The sequence below is a fragment of the Veillonella faecalis genome, from assembly GCF_024677885.1.
GTDB lineage: Bacteria > Bacillota > Negativicutes > Veillonellales > Veillonellaceae > Veillonella > Veillonella nakazawae.
On sequence record NZ_JALBWL010000003.1, the window covers coordinates 1 to 25,560 of the forward strand.

Annotated in this window: 23 protein-coding genes; 4 read left to right on the plus strand and 19 right to left on the minus strand. The window is 39.3% G+C overall.

Annotated features, from left to right (window positions below):
- Positions 1–170 precede the first annotated feature (170 nt).
- A complete protein-coding gene (locus tag MOQ65_RS06690; protein WP_257847022.1) occupies positions 171–2,108 on the minus strand; it encodes an OPT family oligopeptide transporter in 1,938 nt (645 codons plus the stop codon).
- Between the two features lie 244 nt (positions 2,109–2,352).
- On the opposite strand from MOQ65_RS06690, the gene pepT reads away from it, so the two are divergent.
- Positions 2,353–3,576 carry a peptidase T gene (pepT, locus tag MOQ65_RS06695; protein WP_156719026.1) on the plus strand — a complete coding sequence of 408 codons (1,224 nt, stop codon included), beginning with the start codon at positions 2,353–2,355 and terminating at the stop codon, positions 3,574–3,576.
- A gap of 187 nt (positions 3,577–3,763) precedes the next feature.
- Here pepT and MOQ65_RS06700 read toward each other — a convergent pair whose 3' ends face one another.
- From MOQ65_RS06700 to MOQ65_RS06765, 14 genes are all read right to left on the minus strand, one after another.
- Complete coding sequence (locus tag MOQ65_RS06700; protein WP_257847025.1) at positions 3,764–5,014, minus strand: MFS transporter; 1,251 nt, start codon at positions 5,012–5,014, stop codon at positions 3,764–3,766.
- 282 nt (positions 5,015–5,296) lie between these two features.
- Positions 5,297–5,890, minus strand: a complete 594-nt coding sequence (locus MOQ65_RS06705; RefSeq protein WP_024065713.1) for a Mug protein — start codon at positions 5,888–5,890, stop codon at positions 5,297–5,299.
- Positions 5,891–6,037: 147 nt separating this feature from the next.
- Positions 6,038–6,976 (minus strand): hypothetical protein, encoded by a 939-nt coding sequence (locus tag MOQ65_RS06710; RefSeq protein WP_060923819.1) that lies wholly within the window; start codon positions 6,974–6,976, stop codon positions 6,038–6,040.
- 54 nt (positions 6,977–7,030) lie between these two features.
- Positions 7,031–7,762 carry a COG3415 family protein gene (locus tag MOQ65_RS06715; protein ID WP_257847027.1) on the minus strand — a complete coding sequence of 244 codons (732 nt, stop codon included), beginning with the start codon at positions 7,760–7,762 and terminating at the stop codon, positions 7,031–7,033.
- 244 nt (positions 7,763–8,006) lie between these two features.
- The gene (locus MOQ65_RS06720) at positions 8,007–8,741 is read right to left on the minus strand and encodes a hypothetical protein (protein WP_257847028.1); all 735 of its coding nucleotides are present in this window, start codon (positions 8,739–8,741) and stop codon (positions 8,007–8,009) included.
- Between the two features lie 8 nt (positions 8,742–8,749).
- Complete coding sequence (gene floA, locus MOQ65_RS06725) at positions 8,750–9,706, minus strand: flotillin-like protein FloA (protein WP_119208619.1); 957 nt, start codon at positions 9,704–9,706, stop codon at positions 8,750–8,752.
- 36 nt (positions 9,707–9,742) lie between these two features.
- Positions 9,743–10,207, minus strand: a complete 465-nt coding sequence (locus tag MOQ65_RS06730) for an NfeD family protein (protein WP_257847029.1) — start codon at positions 10,205–10,207, stop codon at positions 9,743–9,745.
- Positions 10,208–10,391: 184 nt separating this feature from the next.
- On the minus strand, positions 10,392–12,593 hold the full coding sequence (locus tag MOQ65_RS06735) for a heavy metal translocating P-type ATPase (protein ID WP_257847031.1): 2,202 nt from the start codon (positions 12,591–12,593) through the stop codon (positions 10,392–10,394).
- A 19-nt stretch (positions 12,594–12,612) separates the two neighbouring features.
- The gene (locus MOQ65_RS06740) at positions 12,613–13,062 is read right to left on the minus strand and encodes a CopY/TcrY family copper transport repressor (RefSeq protein ID WP_257847032.1); all 450 of its coding nucleotides are present in this window, start codon (positions 13,060–13,062) and stop codon (positions 12,613–12,615) included.
- 283 nt (positions 13,063–13,345) lie between these two features.
- A complete protein-coding gene (gene uraA / locus MOQ65_RS06745; RefSeq protein WP_257847033.1) occupies positions 13,346–14,629 on the minus strand; it encodes a uracil permease in 1,284 nt (427 codons plus the stop codon).
- 110 nt (positions 14,630–14,739) lie between these two features.
- The gene (locus tag MOQ65_RS06750; protein ID WP_257847034.1) at positions 14,740–16,083 is read right to left on the minus strand and encodes an FtsW/RodA/SpoVE family cell cycle protein; all 1,344 of its coding nucleotides are present in this window, start codon (positions 16,081–16,083) and stop codon (positions 14,740–14,742) included.
- Position 16,084: 1 nt separating this feature from the next.
- Positions 16,085–16,744: a tRNA (guanosine(46)-N7)-methyltransferase TrmB gene (trmB, locus tag MOQ65_RS06755; RefSeq protein WP_257847035.1), complete on the minus strand. Its 660-nt coding sequence runs from the start codon at positions 16,742–16,744 to the stop codon at positions 16,085–16,087.
- A 171-nt stretch (positions 16,745–16,915) separates the two neighbouring features.
- Positions 16,916–17,599 carry a carboxymuconolactone decarboxylase family protein gene (locus MOQ65_RS06760; RefSeq protein WP_213467662.1) on the minus strand — a complete coding sequence of 228 codons (684 nt, stop codon included), beginning with the start codon at positions 17,597–17,599 and terminating at the stop codon, positions 16,916–16,918.
- Positions 17,600–17,877: 278 nt separating this feature from the next.
- Positions 17,878–19,635, minus strand: coding sequence for a 1-deoxy-D-xylulose-5-phosphate synthase (locus MOQ65_RS06765; RefSeq protein WP_257847036.1), 1,758 nt, complete (start codon positions 19,633–19,635; stop codon positions 17,878–17,880).
- A 167-nt stretch (positions 19,636–19,802) separates the two neighbouring features.
- Here MOQ65_RS06765 and MOQ65_RS06770 point away from each other — a divergent pair, with 167 nt between their 5' ends.
- Positions 19,803–20,300, plus strand: coding sequence for a MerR family transcriptional regulator (locus tag MOQ65_RS06770; protein WP_257847037.1), 498 nt, complete (start codon positions 19,803–19,805; stop codon positions 20,298–20,300).
- An 88-nt stretch (positions 20,301–20,388) separates the two neighbouring features.
- On the opposite strand, the gene rpsR is transcribed toward MOQ65_RS06770, so the two are convergent.
- From rpsR to MOQ65_RS06790, 4 genes are all read right to left on the minus strand, one after another.
- Positions 20,389–20,619 (minus strand): 30S ribosomal protein S18, encoded by a 231-nt coding sequence (rpsR, locus tag MOQ65_RS06775; RefSeq protein ID WP_004693795.1) that lies wholly within the window; start codon positions 20,617–20,619, stop codon positions 20,389–20,391.
- Between the two features lie 39 nt (positions 20,620–20,658).
- Entirely contained in the window at positions 20,659–21,057 is a 399-nt protein-coding gene (locus MOQ65_RS06780; protein WP_004693797.1) for a single-stranded DNA-binding protein, read from the minus strand.
- Between the two features lie 19 nt (positions 21,058–21,076).
- The gene (gene rpsF, locus MOQ65_RS06785) at positions 21,077–21,361 is read right to left on the minus strand and encodes a 30S ribosomal protein S6 (RefSeq protein ID WP_004693799.1); all 285 of its coding nucleotides are present in this window, start codon (positions 21,359–21,361) and stop codon (positions 21,077–21,079) included.
- Between the two features lie 142 nt (positions 21,362–21,503).
- On the minus strand, positions 21,504–22,688 hold the full coding sequence (locus MOQ65_RS06790) for a multidrug effflux MFS transporter (protein WP_257847042.1): 1,185 nt from the start codon (positions 22,686–22,688) through the stop codon (positions 21,504–21,506).
- Between the two features lie 199 nt (positions 22,689–22,887).
- Between MOQ65_RS06790 and MOQ65_RS06795 the strand changes: the two genes are divergently transcribed.
- On the plus strand, positions 22,888–24,117 hold the full coding sequence (locus tag MOQ65_RS06795; protein ID WP_257847043.1) for an LL-diaminopimelate aminotransferase: 1,230 nt from the start codon (positions 22,888–22,890) through the stop codon (positions 24,115–24,117).
- 203 nt (positions 24,118–24,320) lie between these two features.
- A complete protein-coding gene (locus MOQ65_RS06800; RefSeq protein WP_257847044.1) occupies positions 24,321–25,295 on the plus strand; it encodes a diaminopimelate dehydrogenase in 975 nt (324 codons plus the stop codon).
- Positions 25,296–25,560: the final 265 nt, after the last annotated feature.

A 25,560-nucleotide genomic window follows, 5' to 3' on the forward strand; every position in this document is an offset into this window, starting at 1 on the left:
TGAAATGTTGTGGTTGCCAGACCAACTTCATTCTATCACTAGGAGGTTCTTTCCTTTTCTCTAAGAATTTTTTATCGACCCCCAGTTTAACTGGGGGTTTAGTCATGCCTATTCGGCGTACAACAAAAAAATACCCCACTTTTATAAGTGGAGTATTTTTTCATTAAACTTTATTTAGCTTTTTTAGCTTTTACGTACATAGCTACTTTGTACAAGAATACACAGAGTAACAAGTACATTACAATACTGAGGTATGTTGCTTCCGGAGTTTCAACCCAGTCTTGAGCGAATACATCAACACCTGCAATACGAAGTACGGCACTGAATAAAGAACCAATAGCACCACCAGCTACGAGACCAGATGCAATTGTGCTACCTTTGGAGAAGCGAAGATCTGCCAATTCTTTATCTTTTGTACTGTTTTGTACGAAGTATGCAATCAAACCACCGATAAGTAATGGTGTGTTGATTTCCATTGGCAAGTAAGTACCAAGGGCAAATGCCAATGGTGGAACTTTTACCATCCACAAGATGATTGCGAATAATGCACCTGCCATGTATAGAGGCCATTGAGCACTACCGCCAGTCATCATCGGCTCAATGATAGCAGCCATAGCGTTCGCCTGTGGCGCATTTAATGCATGGTCTCCTACAAAGCCGTATGCGTCGTTCAAGAGAATCATAACGCCTACAGAAAGGACTGCACAAAGAATAGTACCAACGATTTGCCATTGTTCCATTTTCTTAGGTGTAGCACCTGTCATATGAGCCACTTTAAGCTCAGACATGAAGTTACCAGCCATACCGATAGTTGTACCGATGAAGGATGCCATCATTAGGACTGCAATCATGCCTACTTTACCAGTCATACCTGCTGCTGTTAAGCATACAGCGGAGATGATAATCATGAAGATTGTCATACCAGATACTGGTTCTGTACCTGTATAAGCGATAGAGCTAATACCTACTACAGATAATAGGAAGGACATGATAAGAACAATTAAGAATGCTACGATTGTTTGACCGAAGCTTTCAGCATACATAAAGTGGAAATATGCTGCGAATAGAACTGTACATAACAAGATGCCAGCGCCAATCCAAGATGTAGGCACGTCGCGTTGTGTACGAAGCAAGTTAACATCTACAGTTTTGGAACTGAAGATATCAAGCACTGCATTTTTAACAACACTAGCTACGACTTTGGACATATTAAGCAAGCCGATGATACCTGCCATAGCAAGCATACCGATACCAATATGGCGAACATAGTCTAAGAATACTTTACGAATTGGAGCTTCTGCAAGTGGAACTGCATGACCATTGATTTGCATGATATGTTCCGGAGCTAAATAGTATACGATTGGAATACATACGAACCAAGAGAAGAAGGAACCAGCTGCGATAATAGCCGCATACCGTAAGCCTGTGAAGTAACCAAGGCCAAGCAACGCAGCATCTGTATCTACAGCAGCATTTAACTTAGTTGAATCTGCTAGGGCAGAACCCCATTTAAATGCGGTAGTACGGATAACCTCTTCCCACCAACCAAGGCTGTTAAGAATAAAGTCATATACAAGAGCGATAAGACCAGAACCAAGCATGAGTTTCGCTTTGCTACCTTCATTACTCATTAGTACTTCAGCAGCAGCACGACCGCTTGGGAACGGATACACATAGTGCATTTCCTCAACAAAGTAGCGACGGAACATAACGCATAATAGAACACCAAGTACGCCACCAAGGATGATAGGAATTGCCATTTGTACAAAGGATACATCTGTAACATTCCAAATGTATAGAGCCGGCAAGAAGAACATCGCACCAGCTAATGTGTTCGTACTAGAACTAGCAATAGCCTGAATGTGAACTGTTTCGGCAAAAGCATTTTGCCGTTTCAAAATAACTGCTGTACCCATTGCAAGTACAGATACTGGAGCAAAGGCATCTACTGTTTGACCAATTTTCAAACATAAATAACCTACAGCCAGTGTAAAAATTGCCGCATAGAATAGGCCCCAGAATACTACATATGAGTTAATCTCTACGTAATCCTTCTTAGGATCCAATACGGGTTCTACGGGCGGAATAGAACGAGTTTCGTCCGACATGGTAAAACCTCCTCACAGAAAATGTACAAACGTATAACTATTCACCTTTATACTAACACGGCACTATATATGGTTCAATGCTTTTCTATGCATTATGCGAATAAAATATCACACGTTCCATAAATATTTATTTTGCATTTTCACCGCCCCTGTTCTACAATGAAGGTATATTAAGAATCTTTATTATATACAGTATGTATACCAGTATATATAAGATGTATGTTTACTTACGAGGAGGCTCATTATGGAATCAATGGTCGAACGTTTTGTACGCTATACAAGCATAAATACACGGTCTAACGAGGAAAGTACAACAATTCCTAGTACTCAAACTCAAGTAGACTTTGCTACTAATGTGCTCGTTCCTGATTTAAAAGCAATCGGTTTAGATGAAGTTATTTACAACCGTGAAAATGGTTTTGTCATCGGCACATTAAATGCTAATACAGATGAAAAAGCACCTGCTATAGGCTTCATCGCTCACATGGATACAGCAGACTACAACGCAGAAAATATTAAGCCTCGCATCGTTGAAAACTATGATGGCAGCGATATTTGCCTCAACGAAGAACATCAAATCTACACACGTCGTGCAGATTTTCCTAATTTAAAGAACTATATTGGTAAATCCTTGGTAGTAACCGATGGTCTCACCCTTCTCGGCGGCGATGATAAGGCTGGTATCTGTGAAATTATGGAAGCCCTTGCCTACCTCGTTGCTCATCCAGAAATCAAGCACGGCAAAATCATGTGCGCCTTTGGTCCAGATGAAGAAATCGGCACTGGCGCTGATCACTTTGATGTCAAAGAATTTCCTGTTGATTTTGCTTATACTATTGATGGTGAAAGCCTTGGTCAACTTGAATACGAAACATTTAATGCCGCTGGCGGTACAGTTACATTAAAAGGTGTATCTGTTCATACAGGCACTGCTAAAGGCATTATGATTAACTGTGCTAAATTAGCAATGCAATTCGATGCTCTATTGCCAGGTGCTGCTGTTCCAGAACACACATGCGGTCGCCAAGGTTTCTTTATGCTCATGAGCATGGAAACTCAAGTAGATACCGGTAAAATGAACTATATCATACGCGACCATGACAAAGAATTATTCGAAGCGAAAAAAGCATTCTTCTTACAAGCTGGTCAAACATTAAATGAAATCTATGGCCGTGAAGTATGTGAAGTATCTGTAAAAGATCAATACTACAACATGTACGATATCATTAAAGATAATATGGAATGCGTTAACGTAGCTAAAGCAGCTATGGAAAAAGCAGGTATCACGCCTATTTGTGACCCTATCCGTGGCGGTACAGATGGTTCTAAAATTTCCTTCATGGGCATCCCTACCCCTAATATCTTTACTGGCGTAGAAAACCTACATGGTCGTCACGAATTCGCATGTATTGATGACATGAAAAAAGCCGTAGAAATTATCGTAAACATCGTTAATATTGAGAAATAATAGGATAGATGTAACTTCTCATGCACCTATACTACTAGATGGCATTTGAAGGATATTTAAATACTAAACTAGTAGTATAGAATACAATGGAATCCTAAGATACCTTAACAATAATAAAAAGGACTATACGAGATATCTCGTATAGTCCTTTTTATATGTTATGTGATTGTAAGTAATATAGCTAATGTTATGCTAATTTTCCATTACGTTTACGGTTTCTGATTTGTTCTTCTTCAGCGCGAGCTTTCAAAGAAAGATCTTTTTCAGTACCTACATAACGGCCATAGAGGAAATAATAAGCAACGAATGCAAGAAGTGCTACTACAACAGTAACATGGAACATACTTGTATAACCAACAACCTCTTTAATAGCACCTAAAATATATGGGCCAAAACCTAAGCCCATATCCAAGGCAATGAAATATGTAGATGTGGCAACACCAATGCGGTGAACAGGAACGATTTTAACAGTTACTGCTTGACCGTTTGACATAAATGTACCGTAACCAAGACCAACAAACACAGCAGATAAGAGTATAAGCCATGTAGAGTGAGCGATGGACAACAAGAAAATACCAAGTGCTAAAGATATGAAGCAAGGGTAAAGAACGAAGTTTTCCCCTTTCATATCAAATACAATACCAAGTAATGGTCTTGTTATCGTAATAACTACAGCATATACAACGAAGAAGAATGTACCTGCTAAGATAAGGTTTAAATCTTTTGTATAAGCGGCCATAAAACCGATAACACCAGAGTATGCAAAACCTACTAGTATAGAAACAAGACTAATAGAATTCATACGTGGTTCGATATAATCGGAAATTTTAATGCCTTTATGTTCTTCAGAATCAATATCGAGCTTAGGTTCATTAAATTTCATGATAACGGAACCGATACCACAAAGGATGATAAGAGCAACACAGAAGGCGATGATAAAGTCATAGCCAAGGCTATGAAGCATCAAAATACCTAAAAATGGACCTACTGCAGCGGCAAGAGATGTAGACAAACCATAGTAGTTAATCCCTTCACCGCGACGTGACATTGGAATAATAGCGGCTACGATTGTACTTGTAGCTGTAGATGTAATACCGTAAGCAAAACCATTTAAGAAACGAACACTGTCGAGCATCAATAAATTAGGTGTGTAGAAGTACATAGCTGTTGAAACCAAGTAAATCAACAAACCTAAGTACAACATCTTACGACAGCCTAAAATACTAATAAACCGTCCTGCTAACAAACGAGCAACAACAGTACCAATAATATAAATACCAACGGCCAAGCCAGCTTGACTTGCTGTGGCATGAAGATTATCCTTTGCTACTACCGCAATAATAACGATTAATAAATAATAAATCAAAAATACTAAGAAATTAATCAAAGTATCAAGGACAAAGGATCTTGTCCATAAGGCCTCTTTAGCCTTATCCATAATATCAACTCCATTTTCTTAAACTATTGTCAACCATTTGCAACAACGATTAATTATAAACCTCTCACTATAAAAATCAAGAATTAAAATGTTATATACATCATTAATTTTATTTATAACAAGATATACATAGCCAATCATAATATAGTTATATCCATTTTTATAATTCACATTAATTTTTGATAACAAAAACACCTTTGACTGTTTATATGGCATCATTAAAAATACAATATAACAACAAAGGTGTTATTTATACATATTAAATTAGTTTATTTATCAAGATTATTTCGTTTGTAATCCACAAGCCTTAAAGAAATTTTTATAGGCTTCAGCCTTTTTGGCAAGGCTTAATGGATATGCACGAGATGTAGATGGCAATCGTGTTAACGTCAATTCACGACCGTTAAACACAAAAGGAATTGTCTCCCCTGTTTTAGGTAGTTTAACCTTTTCTGGCAAAAGGCTTAACAAAATTTCTGTGGCCTTACCACCAGTTGTACCAATATGTTTACAGTGTGGAATTCGGTCCAATACCTCTGCAAGCGGTACAGGTTCAACGACCTTAAGAAATGCATCCGATGCATTGCCCTTTTCGCGTATAGCTTTCAAAACAGTAGGACAAGAAGCAATCCCCGCTTCAGATAAGAACGCTTTGATCTTATCCGCATCAAAGGCTTTTTCCTCACCTTTTCTAAAGTGTTCCTTATCGTCAAAGAATACTAAGCCATACACGCGCCACATATCATTTTGAAAGTTAGGATAATGAAATTCCATAGATCGCTTTTCGGAAGTTGGTGGGAATGTCCCCATCATCATTACCGTCGTATTCTTTGGTAAGAATGGCGGAAATGGTCTCGTTTCAATTGTTTCTGCCACAGAGCATCAACTCCTTTCACAATCTAGTATGGACTCAACTTTCAACACAATATATGAACTATGTCACATATTCAAATTCAATTATCTACCATGTGAGACATTAACAATATTAACAAAAAGATATGGCAACGACTATAGGAGCAACCATTATTGAACGATAGGTTGAGATACCAATGTATTGATATAATCAAAACCTACTGGTGTGGGAGATACGAGGTACAAGCACACAACAGCAGCTACAGCAAATCCAATAGCCAAGTAGGAGAAGCTGCCATGACGTGGAAACTCGTACAAACCAAAGAGACGAATACCGATAGCCGCACCAATAGCAGTAATCAAGGATGGTATGGAGAAGATATTATACAGTCCAAACACCACCATGAGACCTGCATAACCACCTACTACAGTAATCATTGGTAGCATACGATCCATTGGATTTGGAATAGAACGAGTTAGCGCCGCTGGGTAGTAAGATGCTTCTACGCCAAACATCCCCAGGAATAGATTAAAGTCAGCCCAAATTGTTTCCCACGCACCTCTAAAAGCATCTCGATGGTTACCTACATACCATGCAAAGCCTGTAATAACTAAGATTGCTAAACCAGCACAGATGAAATAGTATTCGCTAGGAATTTTTGGACCTGCATAAGCACCTACAGCCGTTACAACAGCACTTAAAACTGATGTAACGATAACGCGGTGCAAACGAGGACGTTTATTTTCAGGAATCCGTTTATACACGGTAGCCAATAGTTCTAATACAAAGCAAGCCATAAAGACTGCAATGCCCGCAGCTGGTGCAAAGTAGGCTGTAATAATAGTCAAAATAAAGGGAATGCACAAGCGCCACTTAGGGAATAATACAAGATCTTTATAATCTAAACGAACGTCTTGTGTCTCCATTGTAAAGTTGTTGTACACTACAAAGAGCAACATGAAAGCGATGACATCAATGGCATTAGCACCCCAAATCAATAGAGTTGGTACTATAATCATTGACAAGGCCACCCCAGATACACGGGATAAACCAGCGGCAACTATGCCAAGTAAGAAAAACGGTATTAAAGCAGAGATAATTTCGAACATAATATTCCTCCCATCATTGTATAAATTTAAGTATATAGTATCTACTACACTACATCAAGGAGAGATATATTTTTTCATAGCTAGTCGCTTTCTCACCGCAGAAGCAGAGCATCCCATTATCTGCGCTATTTTAGCAACACCATACCCTTTTGCTCGTAGGTTTTTTATGTTATTTTCATCTAACTGTAAAGTATTGGTACGAATTTCTATGCCTTGTTCTCGTAGATAAATAGCCACCGTAGATCCTCGTATACCATAGGCTAAACCTATGTCATCGGTACTCATATGATGATGAATATATAAGTAAGCCATCTCCTCTACCTTTCCATGATTTTGTACCTTCGGTGTTGTACACATTCCCATATGCCTCAACACATGATGTACTTTCCATTGTGATATGCCGTACATGCGAGCAATAGAATCCGAAGTATTTCCACTTTTATAAGCCCTACAAATACGTACTGGATCGATAGATACATTCTTCGTGGACCGCTGACAAGCCAGTCCATATTCCTTCATACGGCTTGCCATTGTCGTAATAGACACATCATAACGCTTTGCTAACGAGTGTAGAGACCACTTACCAGTTTCGTATAGAGCTTGTACATGAACCATATTGATATCCTTTTTCAAAGGTCTTCGCTCAATGTCATACTGCTTCATGCGTCGCATAATAGTGTCTACACTACACTGAAAATACTCTGCTACCTCTCTAACACTCCACTGTTTCTCTACATATAGTTGTTCCAATAGCTGTCTAGGTATAACGCGCACATTACGATACATAATATCACCTTTCCTTATAGACGAACTCCCTTCTCTATTATTGTGAAAGCTCCATCAAGAAAAAACAATACAAAAAAGGTTCCTAATAGTCACATAGGTGACCAATAGGAACCTCTTTCCATATGTAATTATATGCACCACATACGATAGATATAATTTTAGTTGCTATCACAATATCCGGCATAAACCATTCATATTCTATGGCCTAACAACCTTCTAGTAGAGCTTATTGTTAGCATTCTAATTAGCGATATCTCCGCTCTAGAGCTTTTGGCTTGCCTAAAATGATAGACCACTTCATCCCCTCTTTTAAGGCATGATTAGCTTTTCGTTTACCTGTTGAGGTTACAGCTGGGGCAGTTGTAACGCCTATATTCTCAAGAAGAACACGACCCTCTTTAGATGCTTTATCTCGTTTAAACTCAGCTAATCGCTCATTTAAAGAAGGACCTGTAACAGATTCTCGAGTCGAACGAGTCGTATTAGTACTAAAGCTAGTTGATTTAATTGAGGTTTTCTTGGATGAACCATGAGTACCTTGTTGCGTTGTAGACGCTTCATCGTAATGATTCTCGGAAGCTAAAACTGTTTGAGTTTTATCATTACTTGGATGCACTTCAACATGTTTTTCAGATGTCTCCGTATCATCATATTGAAACAGTCTTCCGCCCTTTTTTCGTAAAGGGGCCTCAGGATGCTGATTCTCAATCGGTCTATTTTTAAAAATATCTCGATAAAAATCATCATCATACAACAAATCCTCAGGTGAAGGTTCTACGGGCTTTTTCTCTATGGAGATACCATATTCACGCTCCATATCCTCCCAAGTCTGACCTGAACTTTCATGGTCCTCATACTCTTCAGCCTCTTCAGTATTCTTGCTTTTTATAATAGTAAAAGCAATGTACGCGATGATAGCTAGAACAAATATAGGATTATTCGAAAAGATGGATAGCACGGAAGACAAAATAGAGTCCATAGCTACTCCTATTCACTATCTGCTAAGTTTTCACGCATTTTAGTGTCTGCAATAATATTGTTCATATTGTAGTAATCCATAACGCCAAGATTACCGTTTCTGAAAGCTTCTGCCAATGCTTTAGGAACTTCAGCTTGTGCTTCCACAACCTTAGCTTGCATGTCTTGTGTTTTCGCACGCATTTCTTGTTCTGTAGCAACAGCCATTGCACGGCGTTCTTCCGCACGAGCTTGAGCAATTTTCTTGTCCGCTTCCGCTTGATCTGTTTGCAATTGAGCACCGATGTTACGTCCTACGTCTACGTCAGCAATATCGATGGACAAGATTTCGAATGCAGTACCCGCATCAAGACCTTTACCCAATACAGTACGAGAGATGTGATCTGGATTTTCTAGTACATCTGTATGCTCTTCAGAGGAACCTACAGTTGTTACGATACCTTCACCAACACGGGCGATGATTGTCGCTTCACCAGCACCACCAACGAGACGGTCAATATTAGCACGTACAGTTACACGAGCACGAACCTTGAGTTCGATACCATTTTTTGCTACTGCAGAGATAATTGGTGTTTCAATCACTTTAGGATTAACGGACATTTGTACCGCTTCCAATACATCGCGACCTGCAAGGTCGATAGCTGCAGAACGTTCAAATGTCAAAGGAATAGATGCGCGCTCAGCGGCGATCAACGCATCTACGACGCGGTCAACGTCACCACCTGCAAGGTAATGCGCTTCTAGCTGATTTACGTTTACATCAAGGCCTGCTTTATTAGCTTTAATCAAAGGCATTACGATTTGGGATGGATTTACACGACGCAAGCGCATACCTACGAGTGTAAAGATACCAACATTAACGCCCGCTGCAAGAGCAGATACCCAAAGGCCTAATGGCACAACATACAAGAATACCATAATCCCAATCAGTAGAATGGGAATCAAAAGTAAAATACCTACATCCATAATAACCTCCATTATATACGACGATGTGGTGAAAGCTTAATCGCGCTTTCTAACAATATTGCGGCCCCCTACAACACGCAGTACCACAATCGGTGAACCGGCATCGATGAAGTCCCCTTCGGTTACAACATCTACCAAATTACCATCAATTTTAGCGATACCTGCAGGGCGCAGTGTAGTATGAGCTACGCCTTCTTTACCAGCTAAATCCTCTAATACATCATTAGATACATAGCCAGCCTTGGTCGTAGATCGTTGCCCTAAGGTAAATAATTTGCCTATCCAAGTCTTTTCAAAGTGATTAAAGAACACGATGATAAGGACAATTAGCAAGGCTGTTAATCCTAGTACTGCATACAGCGCTACCGTTCCTTCTCCAAGAGCTATAAAAACGCCCCAAAGGAATGTACAATAACCGATGAGCCCTAAAATACCGCCCGGTACAACGAGTTCTACCGCCATCAGGGCGATCCCTATAGCCATCCAAATTAAAAACTCCATAGGCCCTCCTCTCTATAATTAATTTTATACAACTTATATACTCATTATACAATATTAAAAATAATTTATAAAGATTCTATAGCACCAACTTTCATGGTATTAAAAGAGTCAGTACTTACATCTCTTTTTCTCCTGTAAAACTATTGTATCTTGATACTTTAAGGAGTTTCAATCATTCGACCTGTTAACCGTTATTTTTGGGATCTAACCTTAATAAAATAGCATTAATGGCGACGATGACTGTTGACACAGACATTAGGACTGCTCCTAATGCAGGGCTTAATGTGATACCAATAGGAGCCAAAATTCCTGCAGCTAGAGGGATAGCTATAAAGTTATAACCGGCTCCCCAAAAGAGATTTTGTTTCATTTTACGAGTTGTTTTGTGTGCTAATTCAATAAATGATTCAATATCTCCTGGATCAGATTGAGTCAAGATGACATCAGCTGAATCCAACGCCACTTGAGTTCCTGCACCGACCGCTATTCCAACATCTGCCAAGGCAAGAGAAGGAGCATCATTGATACCGTCACCTACCATGATAACTTTTTTTCCTTCTTCTTTAAGTGTTTTTACTAACTCATATTTGTCTTGTGGAGATTGATTTGATCTATATTCAATCTCTAAATATTCTGCCACGCCTTGAGCTGCTTTTTCATTATCACCTGTTGCCATAATTGGTTGAATATTGTTCTTTTTAAGAACTTTAATTAACTCTTTGCTCGTTGGTTTTAATTCATCCCCTAAAGCTACAGCACCAATAGCATCATCGTTTTCTACTAAGACACTGAGAGTTGCTCCTTTTGGAATATCCATATCCAGATTACGTCCGTAGGCTTTTTGACTGATTAATTGGTAACGGTGCCCGCCTGCTTTACCCTCTACTCCAGCACCGGAAATCACATCAATAGAATCAAAAGATGCTGGACGTATATCTTGCTGCTCGGCGAAACTTATAATTGATTGAGCAATTGGGTGACTAGATCCTCCTTCAATACCTGCCAATAAGGCAATGATTTCCTCTTTCTTATATTTGTTATTAAAAAGTTCAACGTCTAATACTTTAAACTCACCAGTTGTTAAAGTACCTGTTTTATCTAAAATCATCACATCTGCATCTTGAGCTATTTCTAAAGCTTGGCGGTCTTTCACCAGTAACCCACGACTGGCTCCTAAGCTTGTGCTACGGGCGGTGACCAATGGAATAGCCAGACCTAATGCATGTGGACAAGCTATAACTAAGGTCGCGATAGTAAAGGTAACTGCCGTTGGGATATCTCCAATAATCATCCACACTACAAAAGCTATTAGTGCGACAATGACCGCAATATAGAAGAGCCATCCTGCAACCTTTTGAGCAATATTTTCTGCTCTGGAAGGCTGACTTTGAGCTTGGCTGATTAAATTCTGAACTTGAGAGATGAAGGATTGATCACCTGTCTCAAGCACTTTAATATAAAGTACCCCTTCTCCATTTGTTGAGCCCCCGATTACTTCATCGCCAGGGCCTTTTTTTACTGCTTTTGACTCCCCAGTTAGAAGAGCTTCATTTACACGTGATTCTCCACGCTCGATAATCCCGTCTGCTGGCACATTTTCTCCAGCTTGAACACGAATTAAATCACCTATCTTTAAGTCAGCAACTGGTCGTGTTTCAATTGAATCGTCTTCTAATACAACGTGAGCATCTTTCGGCACTAACTTAGCCAATGCTGCTTGTGCGTCTCCTGCTTCTCCAATAGCTTTCATCTCAATCCAGTGACCTAATAGCATGATTAATAGTAATGAAGCAAATTCAAAGAAAAAGTCCATCACGTGTTCACCCGTTACGTAGGTGATGATCACAGCATAAACACTGTATAAATATGAAGCACTTAAACCTAAAGAAACTAGAGTCATCATTCCAGGTTCTTTTTGTTTAAATTCGTCAACTGCGCCTTGATAGAATGGGCGTCCACCATAAATAATTAATATAGTAGATAAAATAGCTACTACAATATCAGAATATGGAAAAGTAAACTGGAATGGTAGTTCAAATCCATACATAGGGGATAAGAGCATAATAACGATTCCTAGTGGCAATGACTTTAAGAAAAGTTCCTTAAAGCTTCCGTGATGATGGTGGTCATGCCCTCCGTGCCCACTGTGGTCATGCCCATTGTGCCCGCTGTGATCATGCCCACTGTGCCCGCTGTGATCATGCCCAGCATGATGGTCGTGATGTTGATCCTTATGGTGCCCGCTGTGGTCATGACCAGCATGATGGTCGTGATGTTGATCCTTATGGTCTCCATGTTCATCTGTGATTCCATGCTCGTGTTTTAACTTATCTATGTCGTCATAATCATGGTGATTATGGGACGAATATCTGTTGTCATTATTCATTTTAAATTCCTCCTTATGCTTAATGATGATGTAAATGACATTCGCATTGTCCTTCTGGACAATTGCAATCCACTTCTTCTACTGCGAAAGATTTTTTCATCTCTAATATTTTTTCTAGTCGATCTATATCATCGAAGCTTAAAACATGATCTTCAATGATGCTTCCTATTACACTTCCGACTTTCTTATTGCAAATACGGTTAAAAATATCTTCTACATAATCCCTTACAGCTTCTTTCTCTTCAATATTGGCAGTGTAAATAAAATTTCTACCTTCTTGCTCTGTATTTAGTACGCCTTTTCCAACTAATCGACCTAAGATCGTTTTGATAGTGGATTGTGTCCAGCCCATTTTTTCTTGCAATACGGAAATGACTTTTTTACTAGTTACTCGATCATTTGCCCAAACTACACGCATGACTTCCCACTCAGCATCTGTGATATAAGTATTAAGTTCTCTTGTGCTCATTTTCCTTTCCTCCTCTTCGTTTACAAGTGTAAACAAATGTGTTTAATGTAAGTTTACTATTGTAAACGAATTATGTCAAGTCTTTTTAATAAATGTAAGCAACGCTTATAGCTTTTTATCTCTCCACTTCTATCCCATAATAATTTTCATAGTTTTTCCTAAACTAAAAACGACTACTTTCACAGATATACATCTGATCTAGTAGTCGTTTATTATAAGGAGTAAAAAACAAATTGGGCTTATAAACGCAATGATTTATATGGTAGCCTCACAGCAACTTGAATTATACTTCTGTTTTTTTCAATTGGTCATTACCAACGCCTGTTTTTTGAAGGATTAATAAGAGGATACTCATTGCCATGCCTACTACAGTAGCAAGACCCATACCTTTCAATACAACAGGACCTACAGCAAGCTCTGCACCGCTAAGACCTACAACAAGGATAACGGATGTTAAGATCATATTAACAGGATTTGTATAATCTACCTTGCGTTCTACAAGCATGCGCAAACCGGATGCTGCAATGATACCGAACAAGAGAATAGATACACCACCCATAACTGGTACTGGAATAGCATGAATCAGAGCTGCTACTTTACCTACAAAGGAGATAATCATAGCAAGAACGGCCGCACCGCCAATTACCCACACGCTAAAGCAACGAGTGATAGCGAGGACACCGATATTTTCACCGTATGTCGTATTTGGTGTAGCCCCAAAGAAACCAGAAAGGATGTTCGCAAGGCCATCACCTAGCAAAGAACGTTGTAAACCTGGTTCTTTCATCAAGTCTTTTGATACAATGTTGCTCGTTACAACTAAGTGACCTACGTGCTCAGCAAATACTACAAAGAGTGCTGGCATAATCATAATAATGGCATTGATATCAAATACAGGCATGCCATAGAACTGCGGTAAGGAGAACCAAGGTGCAGCCTCTACGCCAGAGAAATCAACAACGCCCATGAAGGCAGACAAGATATAGCCGGAAACAACGCCAATCAAAACAGGGATTACAGCTAAGAAGCCACGGAACACAACAGTACCAAGCAAGGTAACAACTAAGGAAAACATAGAGATAAAAATAGCTTGGCTGTGGCTCATGCCTAAATCTTGATTACCAATAAGGCCAGACATACTCATCGCTACTGGCGCTAATTCCAATCCGATAATAGCTACGATAGCCCCCATCGCTGCTGGAGGGAATAACTTATCGATCCAACGAGTACCAATATAACGAACGAGAATAGATAAAATCACAAAGGATAAACCAAATACAACGAAGGCCCCCTTTGCGGCCTCATAACCGAGACCTGCAGATAATACGCCTGCTACAGGAGCAATGAAAGCAAAGCTAGATCCGAGGTATGCAGGGATTTTACCTTTACAAACAAATAGATACAGTAATGTACCGATACCATTCATAAATAAAGCTGTTGCCGGATCTACTTTTAACAAATATGGTACCAATACAGTAGAACCAAACATAGCAAATAAATGTTGGAAACTAAGTGGCAACATTCGACCCCAGGACGGGCGTTCTTGGATATCAATATAATCCTTCATTTTTTCTCCTCACAAACAATACAAGTACGTTGTATTTATATAGCACCTCTTAAGAGATGCTATATAAATCCACACTAAATATATTCACCTTATACTACATAAGTTAAATATCAACGTTCAGACCTAGGTCGTCTACGAGTAGGCTTTTTAGTCTCTCTCGGTCTAAATGGACCAGGCATTTCCGTTTTTTGATGACTCTTCGGAGCAGCCGGTTTGAATCGGCTTTGCGTTTCCTCACGTAAAGATGGCAAAGCCTCAGCAGTACCAACTTGTTTTACACCTTCTACATTGCGACGACCAACGCTAGCTAACAAGCCTATAGCCATAAAGTTCATCAGCAATGAGGAACCACCATAACTAATAAATGGCAAAGGTACACCTGTTACAGGCATAATGCCACAAACCATGGCAATGTTAAATAATGCTTGTCCACTGATGAGCAAGGTTATACCCATCGCTAACCATTTGCCAAATTCATCGCGAGATCGATTAGCAATGCGGAATCCAAAGAATGTAAAGGCTGCCACCAGAAGAACTACAAAGACAGCTCCGATAAAGCCCATTTCTTGAGCCCACACGGCGAATGCAAAGTCTGTATGTGCTTCTGGCAAGTAAAAGTACTTAGATGTACCTTGCATAAAGCCTTCCCCAAGAATACCGCCAGAACCTACGGCCAAAAGACCTTGCACCGTTTGATAGCCCATATCTTGAGCATGAGGCCAAGGGTCGAACCAAGACTGAATCCGTTCCCAACGATACGGTGACATACGAGCCGCAATAAAGCCTATCACACCAGCTACAGCAAAAGCACCACCAAAGAATCGGCCATCAAAACCTGCTAAATAAATTAATATGAAGGAGAACCCGAAGATTAGCACAGTTGTCCCCATATCTGGCTGCAAGATCGTTAACACTGCAAAGATGATAGGCCAAACTAACATTGGCAACATATAACCTACGCGTTCACTCACATAACCTTGTAAGTTTGTGAGTGGATTATTATATCTTGATTTACCCCATTTTCTCATGGTACTCAATTTAGCGGATGTCCATATTATGGCAGCTAACTTGGCAAATTCTGACGGCTGTATCGATACGGGACCGATAACGATCCACCGACGTGCACCATTAATAACCGAGCCTGCAACGAGGACTAACACCATGCCTATTAGGGTTGCAATCATTATGCGTTGCAACATATGTGGCTTTTGTAGTTGTCTATAATCATACCGATATAAAATAACACCTATTGCCATTGAAAGAAATAGGAAACCTATATGTTTTGAAAAGTACCCTAAAAGCCCTGTATTTTCGTAAATAGAGCTAATATAGGTGGCACTGAAGATATTCACACTACCTATAATCGTGATGAGCAATATAGGTAAGAGCATACCTTGTAAATCATTTTTAAAGAGTGAGCCCCACCGACTATCCCCCTTATTCGGTGTTTCCATGTTAAGCCTCCTTTTGTACTTTTGGCTTAATTGCTTCTAAGCGAAAAATAGGTTGCCCTTTAGCACTAAACTTTTCTTCATACTCAGTTTTTACATTTGGAAGGTCTGTACTATGTAAATCATAGGTTACATTTTTAAGTTCCCATCCACATTCTTTGAATTCTTCAAGAGAGAACATAAACAAACCTTCGTTATCAGTTTTAAAGTGAACCTCACCACCATCTTTTAAAAGACGAGCATAACGGTCGAGGAATGTATGATATGTGAGGCGACGCTTAGCATGTTTTGCCTTAGGCCATGGATCACAGAAGTTGATATAGAAGCGATCTACTTCACCTGGCGCAACAATCTCTTCAATACCAGCGATATCAAAGAGAGATACCTTAGCATTATCTCGTTCTGCTTCAAAGATTTTTTGTGCTGCGTAATAAATTACCCCAATTTGCACTTCAAATCCTACGAAGTTAGCATCTGGATACGCTTCGGACATACCCGCAATAAAGCGTCCCTTACCTGTACCAAGCTCCATATATAATGGTCGTTCAGGATGTACAAACAACTCACGCCATTTACCCTTATACTGATCTTGACCAGATAAAATAATATGAGAGTCATATTCGTGGATAGCTTCATCAATCCACGGTTTTCTACGAAGGCGCATACTTTCTCCTTACATCTATATTAATTATTAATTATATCTATTATTACAGGTCATATACCTATCTTATTAATTATAGAAAAGGGGGCGTTAAACGTCAATTATATTTCCCTTTTCTACATATGATTTAGAACATAAAAAGACCTACCTCCGAAGAAGTAGGTCTAGATGGTATTAGAAAATCAAAGTTTCAAGATTTTCAATTTGATATTTGCTGAGGCCAAGCTCAGATAAACTCTTTTCAGATGCAGCGAATAGATTATTTTTACCTACACGCGTACCTAAAGCTGCGGCAGCGACCAATTCACGGTCCAATTTACCTAGGCGAGAACGATTGCGATTTTGCGGTTTCGGCTTCTTCATACGGAACGTATTATATTGAACCGCTTCCTTAGCGTCCTCAGGCTTCTGCTTTGTTAAAGCAGCCCCATTAGTGCCATTCCCCAATAAAGCACTAAGTCCTGTTTGCTTTGGAACCATTTTTTCGTAATCAGCACCAAACTCAGGGCGCTCTTCACGTAATTGATCAAATGTAGCTAATGCTGCATTCATTTGCTTCAATCCAGCAGCAGAGTAAAGTTGACGTATCGCAATACTCACCTCTTGCGGTGTCAACGTACCTCGCTCAATAGCAGAAGCGATTGTACTTTTCAACGCACCTTGATCACCGGACGCTGTATAGCGACCGATATCAACTAAGTCTTTTTGACGTGCATTGAGTTCTTTAGGCGTATATATATTTATCTCAGATATAGACGGTGCCTGCTTAGAAGGCTGTTCTCCCGCCCCATTAGCCTCAGACATATAGCCACCGGCGACGATGGCCACGGCTAATGTTAAGGTTAATACTTTTTTCAACGTCTTAGAATCTCCCTTTTCATTAATACTTACTTATATAATACTGTGATATTTTTGTACATTAACAACAAACTTGTTCTACTGTAATACATACTGTAGATAATATTATATAATACTTCATCTAATTTTTATAGTCCTATTCGAAAAAAATCTATAATCTTTTAACATTTTTTATATTTTTATAAAATATAACATTAAAATAATGCAGTAGAAATCGGAAATTCACTAGATTCCTACTGCATTTATAGAGAGAATTATTTATTTAATATTTTATCAAGCTAAATGGATAAAATTTGTTTGGCATCAGCCACAATCTGTTCTAAAGAAACTCCATTTTCTCTTAACAGTTCAGTTGCATCATAACGATCGTGGAACTCTTTAGCAATACCATAGTTTTTAACGCGCATATTAGATGGCCCATAGAAACTAGCTACACGTTGGCCCCAACCGCCTTCAACTACACCATCTTCTAAAGTAAATACAACAGAATGATTTGCCTTCAAAGATTCAAGTAATTCTTCATCTATACCCGAAGCAAATTTAGGGTTTACAACAGTTGCACTGATGCCCTCTTTCAATAATTCATCTGCTACTTCATTAGCTAAGTGGTAGAAATTACCCAAACCGAGCAATACAATATCTTTACCTTCACGTGTCACTTCGAATTTATTTAACACGCTATAATCCGTCGTATCAGCCACACCAGTAGATATAAACTTACCTACAGGAACACGAATTGCTACCGGATGCTCATGTTGATGCACGGCATACTCAGTCATAGCCAACAACTCTTCATTATTGGTAGGTGCTAAGTATACCAAATTAGGAATGCTTGTAAGCATAGGTATATCAAAGAACCCCAAATGCGTGACATCGTTCATGCCATATACAGAGGCCTGGTGATTCATAATAACGGCACTATTATTATTGACGCAAAGATCTTGTACTAATTGGTCATAGGTACGTTGTAAGAATGTACTATACACATTAAATACGGGTTTACCACCATTTTTAGCAATACCAGAGCTCATGGCAATAGCATGCTCTTCTGCAATACCTACGTCAATATATTGTTTGCCTGCCGCTTTGCGCCTTTCAGAATTAAATCCGAGGCCACCTGGTGTACCTGCAATAATAGCTACCACTGTTGGATCTACTTTGATTTGCTCCATCAAGTAGTTCGCAATCGTACCAACATACGTTGGACCATTATCTTTCGCTTTTAGCTTACCTGTTTCTAAGTCAAATGGCATTGTCCAGTGGAACTTTTCTTTATTTTGCTCTGCAATGGTATAGCCCTTACCTTTTTGAGTAACAATATGTAACACAATTGGGTGATCAATATCTTTTACATCCTTAAACACATCAATTAATGTTTCTAAATCATTACCGTTTGCAACAAAACGATAGTCTAAACCAAGAGCTGTGAAAATATTGGTGGAACTTTCACCATTAGTTTCACGTAATTCTCGAAGACCACGGTATAAACCACCATGATTTTCCGCAATAGATTGGTCATTATCATTGACGATAATAATCATATTACTGTCTAATGTGGCTGCATAATCAAGACCTTCAAAGGCTTCACCGCCAGACAAAGAACCATCGCCAATAATAGCGATAATATTTTCAGAGTCCCCTTTTAAATTACGAGCAGTAGCTAAACCAGATGCTAAGGAGATCGATGTAGAGGTATGCCCAATGTTAAAGAAATCATGCTCACTTTCAGTAGGATCTGTATAACCTGTTACATCATCATAATGATCATGATCTAAGAACGCCAACGCGCGACCGGTAACCATCTTATGTACATAGGACTGATGAGATACGTCATATACAATCTTATCTACAGGAGAGTTAAATACATAGTGCAAAGCCATAATCATTTCAGCTGCCCCCATAGGAGGCCCAACATGACCGCCATGTTCAGATACCTTTGTCATAAGAGCTTGACGAGCTTGCGCCGTTAAATCTGTTAATTCAGCAAGGGATAAGCCTTTTAAATCGACTGGAGATTTTATATCAATTAAATTCATATCTTTACCTTTCATTAGATATCATAAGATGTAAACAATACTAAAATTCGTATTGTATTACTAACCGTGCTATACTGTATGTCCAGCATGTAACAAGTATAAAACTTAACGTTAGGTTTAAGTCAAGCGAAAACCTAAAATTTAATATAAACCCAAAAGGAGGTCCTATGACATATACTGTTGGCGAAATCGCAAAAAAACTAAATGTGGCACCTTCTACATTGCGTTACTATGATAAAGAAGGTCTATTGCCCTTCGTAGAACGTTCTGCTGGTGGTATCCGTGTATTCCATGACACAGATATGGATTGGTTAGAATTGATTGAATGCATGAAGCATACCGGTATGCCTATTAAAGAAATCAAACATTTTATCGACTACTGCGTCGAAGGTGATAGTCGCATTAATGAAAGATTATCTATTATCAAAAATCAACGAGATCGCGTATTAGTAGAAATCGAAAGCCTACAAGCACGCTTGTCCATGCTAGAATTTAAAACATGGTTTTATGAACAAGCTCAGGCAAAGGGAACCACTAGCTTTTATGAAAGCTTAACACCTGATGACGTTCCTGTAGAGTATCATAAATATTTCGAACGCAAATGGCGCGCTGATAAAGAAGCCGCTGAAAAAGGTGAATCACCTAAAAAATATAGAGCTGTATAACAAAGAGGAGCTATCCAACGGATAGCTCCTCTTCTTACATAGCAAAAAGGCGGTACAACCAAATGGTTGTACCGCCTTGATTCATCAATTATTCAGCAGTGAATGGCAATAAAGCGATTGCACGTGCACGTTTGATAGATGTAGTCAATTTGCGTTGATGTTTTGCGCAAGTACCGGAAATACGACGAGGTAAGATTTTGCCGCGTTCAGTCGTAAAACGACGAAGTTTAGCAACGTCTTTATAGTCGATTTGATCGATATGGTCTGCACAGAAAACGCATACTTTTCTTCTTGGCTTTCTGCCTCTATCTCTTCTCATTGCGAATCCTCCTTTTCGAATTAGTAGGAGTCCCTGACACTAGAACGGGATGTTTTCGTCATCGCCGCCTGTACTGAAACTATCAAAATTGGACCCACCTTCGAAAGAATTAGTATTCATATCAAGGGATTGGCCCACAAAGTTCGCTACCACTTCAGTAACGTACCGTTTTTGACCGTCCTGAGTCTCGTAAGAACGAGTTTGCAAACGACCTTCTACGAAGCAACGACTGCCTTTACGAAGATTGCCTGCCGCTTCACCAAGTTTACCCCATGCAACACAGTTGATGAAAGCAGTTTGTTCTTTCGTCTCATTTGTTGTGGAATCAATATAGGTGTTTGTTGCAGCTACTGTGAAAGTTGCTACCGCACGACCAGTTTTGGTATAGCGTACTTCAGGATCACGAGCTAAATTACCTAGAATTTGTACAGAGTTCATGTTTTCCTCCAGGCTTTAATTATGCTTCGTGTTTTACAATTAGATGTCTTAGGACTTCATCGTTGATTTTCAATACACGATCGATTTCTTTGATTTCAGCCGGAGCTGCTTCAAAGTTGATCAATACATAGAAACCGTCAGTGAATTTCTTCACAGCGTAAGCAAGACGACGCTTGCCCCAACGATCTACCTTTTCTACTGTGCCGCCTACACGAGCAATTAAAGCTTCTACTTTTTCAATAACAGCGTTAGTTGCTTCCTCTTCAGCTGGTTTCACAATAAACATGACTTCGTATTTGTTCATACAAAATCACCTCCTCTTTCGGACTAATGCCCCTATCGACACATAGGGGTAGGAAGTGCTTACCATCAATAAGCCTTACTATTATAACCTAAAAAAAGAATGAAAGCAAGAGTTCAAATTTAAACCCTTGCTTTCACCAATATTATATACGATTATATTTTTCATCCTCAGGAAAAGCGATAATAGCGCAGATAATAACAAATAATGTAATGACCCCCATCATAGGATCTGCCGTATCGTTTGGTAAGAAGGTAAGTATCAACGATGATACAATACCACTACCATATTGCATAGCCCCTAGTAGTGCCGCCCCAGAGCCAGCCATCCTGCCAGCTCTATCTAATGCTAAGGCATTTGTTACAGCTGCAATGATACCATTCATGGAGAAGAATAAGAAACAACCAATAACGATTAACCACAGTGAATGGTAGCCCACAATTATTAAGCCCATTACAACAGATACACAAATGGCAGCAAATAATGTGGCATATCGCAACAATCTATCGAGTCGTATAGCGCTTACAATACGACGATTAATAGCACTTAGTAACATTACGCCAATAATATTGACAGAAAAGAGATATCCAAAGTATTCCTTTGGTACTCCATAAACATCAATATATACATAAGGAGAGCCCGTTAGGAACGCATAGATAGCAATATAAAAAGAGCTAACACATAGCGTATATTTCATAAAACCTTTGTTACGTAATAAAATCCAATAATTATTATAGGTATGACCTATCGACTTTTTACTACGCTTCTCTAACGGATGTGTTTCTGGAAGTACTAATACGGCAACGAGCATCAGAATACCGATAGCGACCAATAGCCAGAATATGGCATGCCATGTATACCATACAAGTAAATGCCCTGCTAGCATCGGCCCTGCAATAGGCGCTATGGCCATAACAATAGCTAAGGTAGATAACATTTTAGCAGCTTCAGTTCGCCCATATAAGTCGCGAATCATAGCCCGTGATAACATAGGACCTACGCAAGCACCAAATGCTTGGAACACGCGCCAAGCCAGCAATTCCATCATGGATGAACTCAATGCACAGCCCACAGAACCAATGATAAATAAAACTACCCCCATAATCAGTGGCTTCTTACGTCCAATTTTATCGCTAACGGCGCCCCAGAAAAGTTGGGCTAGCGCAAAACCTATTAAGAAACCAGTCAACGTTAACTCCGCATCACCATTAAGATCTCGTCCCATCTCAGGCATGGCAGGTAAATAAATATCCGTCGACAATGACGTAAACGCCATCAATGCACTTAATATAGAAGTAAAAAGCCATCCTTTATTGCTAATCGTCAGCATAAAGACACCACTTTCATGTAAAATCGCACTATAATATGTATGTATTTAAATTATATCAAAAACAATGTTAATACTATATAGTATAGTGATAAACTAAAACAATATTTATATAAATTAGAAATTCTATAGAAAATCCTTGCGTCATTATTCTATATAATTTACTATATATAGAGAAATCTGATTATAAAAAGGAGTCATCATGGCTAATATTAATGAAAACTATTTAAACCTACAAGGTTCTTATTTATTTGCAAATATTGCTAAAAAGGTTGCAGATTACCAAGCAGCGCATCCAGATGCAGATATCATTCGTCTTGGTATCGGCGATGTTACATTACCACTTGTTCCAGCAATTATCGATGCTATGAGCAAGGCTGTCCAAGAAATGGGCAAAGCTGAAACATTCCGTGGTTATGGCCCTGAGCAAGGTTATGACTTCTTACGTCAAGCTATTGTTGATGGCGACTACAAACCATTGGGTGTAGACATTGCGATTGACGAGGTATTCGTTTCCGATGGTGCCAAATCTGACGTGGGTAATATCCAAGAATTATTCAGCGAAGACAATATCATTGCTATTACTGATCCAGTGTACCCTGTATACTTAGACTCTAACGTTATGGGTGGTCGTACTGGCGAAGCGGTAGATGGCATCTTCCAAAAGGTTGTCTACCTTCCTACTTACGCTGAAAACAACTTCTCTCCAGAATTCCCTTCTGAAAGAGTAGATATCGTATATCTTTGCTCCCCTAACAATCCAACAGGTACTGTTTTGAGCCGTGCTCGTTTAGCAGAATGGATTAAATGGTGTAAAGATAATGATGCGATTTTGATGTTCGACTCCGCTTACGAAGCTTTCATCAGCACAGAAGACACTGTAAAATCCATCTATGAAATCGAAGGCGCTCGCGAAGTAGCTATCGAATTCCGTTCCTTCTCCAAAACTGCTGGTTTCACAGGTACACGTTGTGCTTATGCTGTAGTGCCTAAAGAAGTAACCGGCAAAACTAAATCCGGTGACCGCCAACCACTAAACCCTATGTGGAACCGTCGCCAATGCACTAAATTCAACGGTGTGCCTTATATCATTCAACGCGGTGCTGAAGCAGTATACACTAAAGAAGGCCGTGAGCAAACTCGTGCTAACATTGCATACTACAAAGAAAATGCTCGCATTATCAAAGAAGGTCTTGAATCCATCGGCCTTACTGTATATGGGGGCGTAGATGCTCCATACATTTGGTTAAAAACACCTGGTAACATGACTAGTTGGGAATTATTCGACATCTTGCTCGAACAAGTTCAAATCGTATCTACACCAGGCTCTGGCTTTGGCCCTCATGGCGAAGGTTACCTTCGTTTAACAGCTTTTGGTAGCCGTGAAAATACAATTCGTGCCGTTGAAAGAATTAAAACATTAAAATTCTAATAGGATACTCAATATAGGGTTTATCCCCTATAGAAAACTAATACCTATAGAGACAAAAAGACCGATTGTACACCTACATTAGGAGTACAATCGGTCTTATATATATCATCAATTAATTCTATAGAAAAATATCAAATACATTTATTTTGTGCTATAATAAGTGTGTTAATAATTAAATTTCTCAATTTATATAGGAGGCTAATATGAGCAAAATTCGTATTGGTATCGTTGGCTACGGCAATTTAGGTCGTGGCGTTGAAGCATCCGTAAAATTACAACCTGATATGGAGCTTGTTGGTGTATTCTCTCGCCGTAAAGGTTTAGAAACAGTTTCTGGTGTTCCTACATATACTATGGAAGATCTACCAAACTTCAAAGGTAAAATCGATGTTATGGTTCTTTGCGGTGGTTCCGCAACAGACCTTATCGAACAAACTCCAATGGTAACAAAATACTTCAACTGTATCGATTCCTTCGATACACATGCACGTATTCCTGAGCATTTTGCTAATGTAGACAAAGTAGCTAAAGAAGCTAAAACTGCTACATTGATTTCTTGCGGTTGGGACCCAGGTATGTTCTCTTTACAACGTGTATATGCTGAAAGCATCTTGCCTCAAGGTAAATCTTATACATTCTGGGGTCGTGGCGTTTCTCAAGGTCACTCCGATGCTATCCGTCGTATCGATGGCGTTCTTGACGCTCGTCAATACACTGTTCCTAAAGAACAATACCTTGAAGCAATCCGTAATGGTGAAACTCCAGACGTTGATGGCTACAAAGGTCATCTTCGTGAGTGCTATGTAGTAGCTGCTCCTGATGCGGACAAGGCTAAAATTGAAAATGAAATCAAAACTATGGAAAACTACTTCGTAGGTTATGAAACTGTAGTAAACTTCATTTCTCAAGAAGAACTTGATCGCGACCACAAAGGCATTCCACATGGCGGCTTCGTTCTTCGCTCTGGTGAAAGCACTGAAGGCACACGTCATGTTGTTGAGTATTCCTTGAAACTTGACTCCAATCCTGAATTTACTGGCTCTGCACTTGTTGCTTACGCTCGTGGTATCTACCGTCTTGCTAAACACGGCGGCACAGGTTGCTACACAGTATTCGACATTCCACCAGCTTGGATCTCCACACATTCCGCTGAAGAATTACGAGCTCACTCTCTATAAGATATATAACAAAAAACCCACACTAGTGTGTGGGTTTTTGTCTTCTTATATGGTATACTATTACAAGAAGTGAGGCGTAGATGTTTAGTAGCGTCAGCCTTGTTTCTATAGGTAAAAATTTGAAGAAACGGCTTGATTCTACTGGGTCAGGCCCTTTTTCATTCTAGCGGTAGAAAGCTAGGTGTACTAGATAGTCAGTCTATTTTGCCGCCATGATAATGGTAGCGATTAAGATTCCAAAATTTATTATTAAAAATAATACATC

Excerpts from the sequence above, each read along its gene's own strand:
- MOQ65_RS06710 (WP_060923819.1), bottom strand. The coding sequence starts at position 6,976 with ATGTTCGAAATTATCTCTGCTTTAATACCGTTTTTCTTACTTGGCATA.
- MOQ65_RS06730 (WP_257847029.1), bottom strand. The coding sequence starts at position 10,207 with ATGGAGTTTTTAATTTGGATGGCTATAGGGATCGCCCTGATGGCGGTA.
- MOQ65_RS06790 (WP_257847042.1), bottom strand. The coding sequence starts at position 22,688 with ATGCTGACGATTAGCAATAAAGGATGGCTTTTTACTTCTATATTAAGT.
- MOQ65_RS06750 (WP_257847034.1), bottom strand. The coding sequence starts at position 16,083 with ATGGAAACACCGAATAAGGGGGATAGTCGGTGGGGCTCACTCTTTAAA.
- MOQ65_RS06765 (WP_257847036.1), bottom strand. The coding sequence starts at position 19,635 with ATGAATTTAATTGATATAAAATCTCCAGTCGATTTAAAAGGCTTATCC.
- MOQ65_RS06735 (WP_257847031.1), bottom strand. The coding sequence starts at position 12,593 with ATGAATAATGACAACAGATATTCGTCCCATAATCACCATGATTATGAC.
- floA (WP_119208619.1), bottom strand. The coding sequence starts at position 9,706 with ATGGATGTAGGTATTTTACTTTTGATTCCCATTCTACTGATTGGGATT.
- MOQ65_RS06800 (WP_257847044.1), top strand. The coding sequence starts at position 24,321 with ATGAGCAAAATTCGTATTGGTATCGTTGGCTACGGCAATTTAGGTCGT.
- MOQ65_RS06770 (WP_257847037.1), top strand. The coding sequence starts at position 19,803 with ATGACATATACTGTTGGCGAAATCGCAAAAAAACTAAATGTGGCACCT.
- rpsR (WP_004693795.1), bottom strand. The coding sequence starts at position 20,619 with ATGAGAAGAGATAGAGGCAGAAAGCCAAGAAGAAAAGTATGCGTTTTC.
- pepT (WP_156719026.1), top strand. The coding sequence starts at position 2,353 with ATGGAATCAATGGTCGAACGTTTTGTACGCTATACAAGCATAAATACA.
- MOQ65_RS06690 (WP_257847022.1), bottom strand. The coding sequence starts at position 2,108 with ATGTCGGACGAAACTCGTTCTATTCCGCCCGTAGAACCCGTATTGGAT.
- trmB (WP_257847035.1), bottom strand. The coding sequence starts at position 16,744 with ATGCGCCTTCGTAGAAAACCGTGGATTGATGAAGCTATCCACGAATAT.
- rpsF (WP_004693799.1), bottom strand. The coding sequence starts at position 21,361 with ATGAACAAATACGAAGTCATGTTTATTGTGAAACCAGCTGAAGAGGAA.
- MOQ65_RS06795 (WP_257847043.1), top strand. The coding sequence starts at position 22,888 with ATGGCTAATATTAATGAAAACTATTTAAACCTACAAGGTTCTTATTTA.
- MOQ65_RS06715 (WP_257847027.1), bottom strand. The coding sequence starts at position 7,762 with ATGTATCGTAATGTGCGCGTTATACCTAGACAGCTATTGGAACAACTA.
- MOQ65_RS06780 (WP_004693797.1), bottom strand. The coding sequence starts at position 21,057 with ATGAACTCTGTACAAATTCTAGGTAATTTAGCTCGTGATCCTGAAGTA.
- MOQ65_RS06720 (WP_257847028.1), bottom strand. The coding sequence starts at position 8,741 with ATGGACTCTATTTTGTCTTCCGTGCTATCCATCTTTTCGAATAATCCT.
- MOQ65_RS06700 (WP_257847025.1), bottom strand. The coding sequence starts at position 5,014 with ATGGATAAGGCTAAAGAGGCCTTATGGACAAGATCCTTTGTCCTTGAT.
- uraA (WP_257847033.1), bottom strand. The coding sequence starts at position 14,629 with ATGAAGGATTATATTGATATCCAAGAACGCCCGTCCTGGGGTCGAATG.
- MOQ65_RS06740 (WP_257847032.1), bottom strand. The coding sequence starts at position 13,062 with ATGAGCACAAGAGAACTTAATACTTATATCACAGATGCTGAGTGGGAA.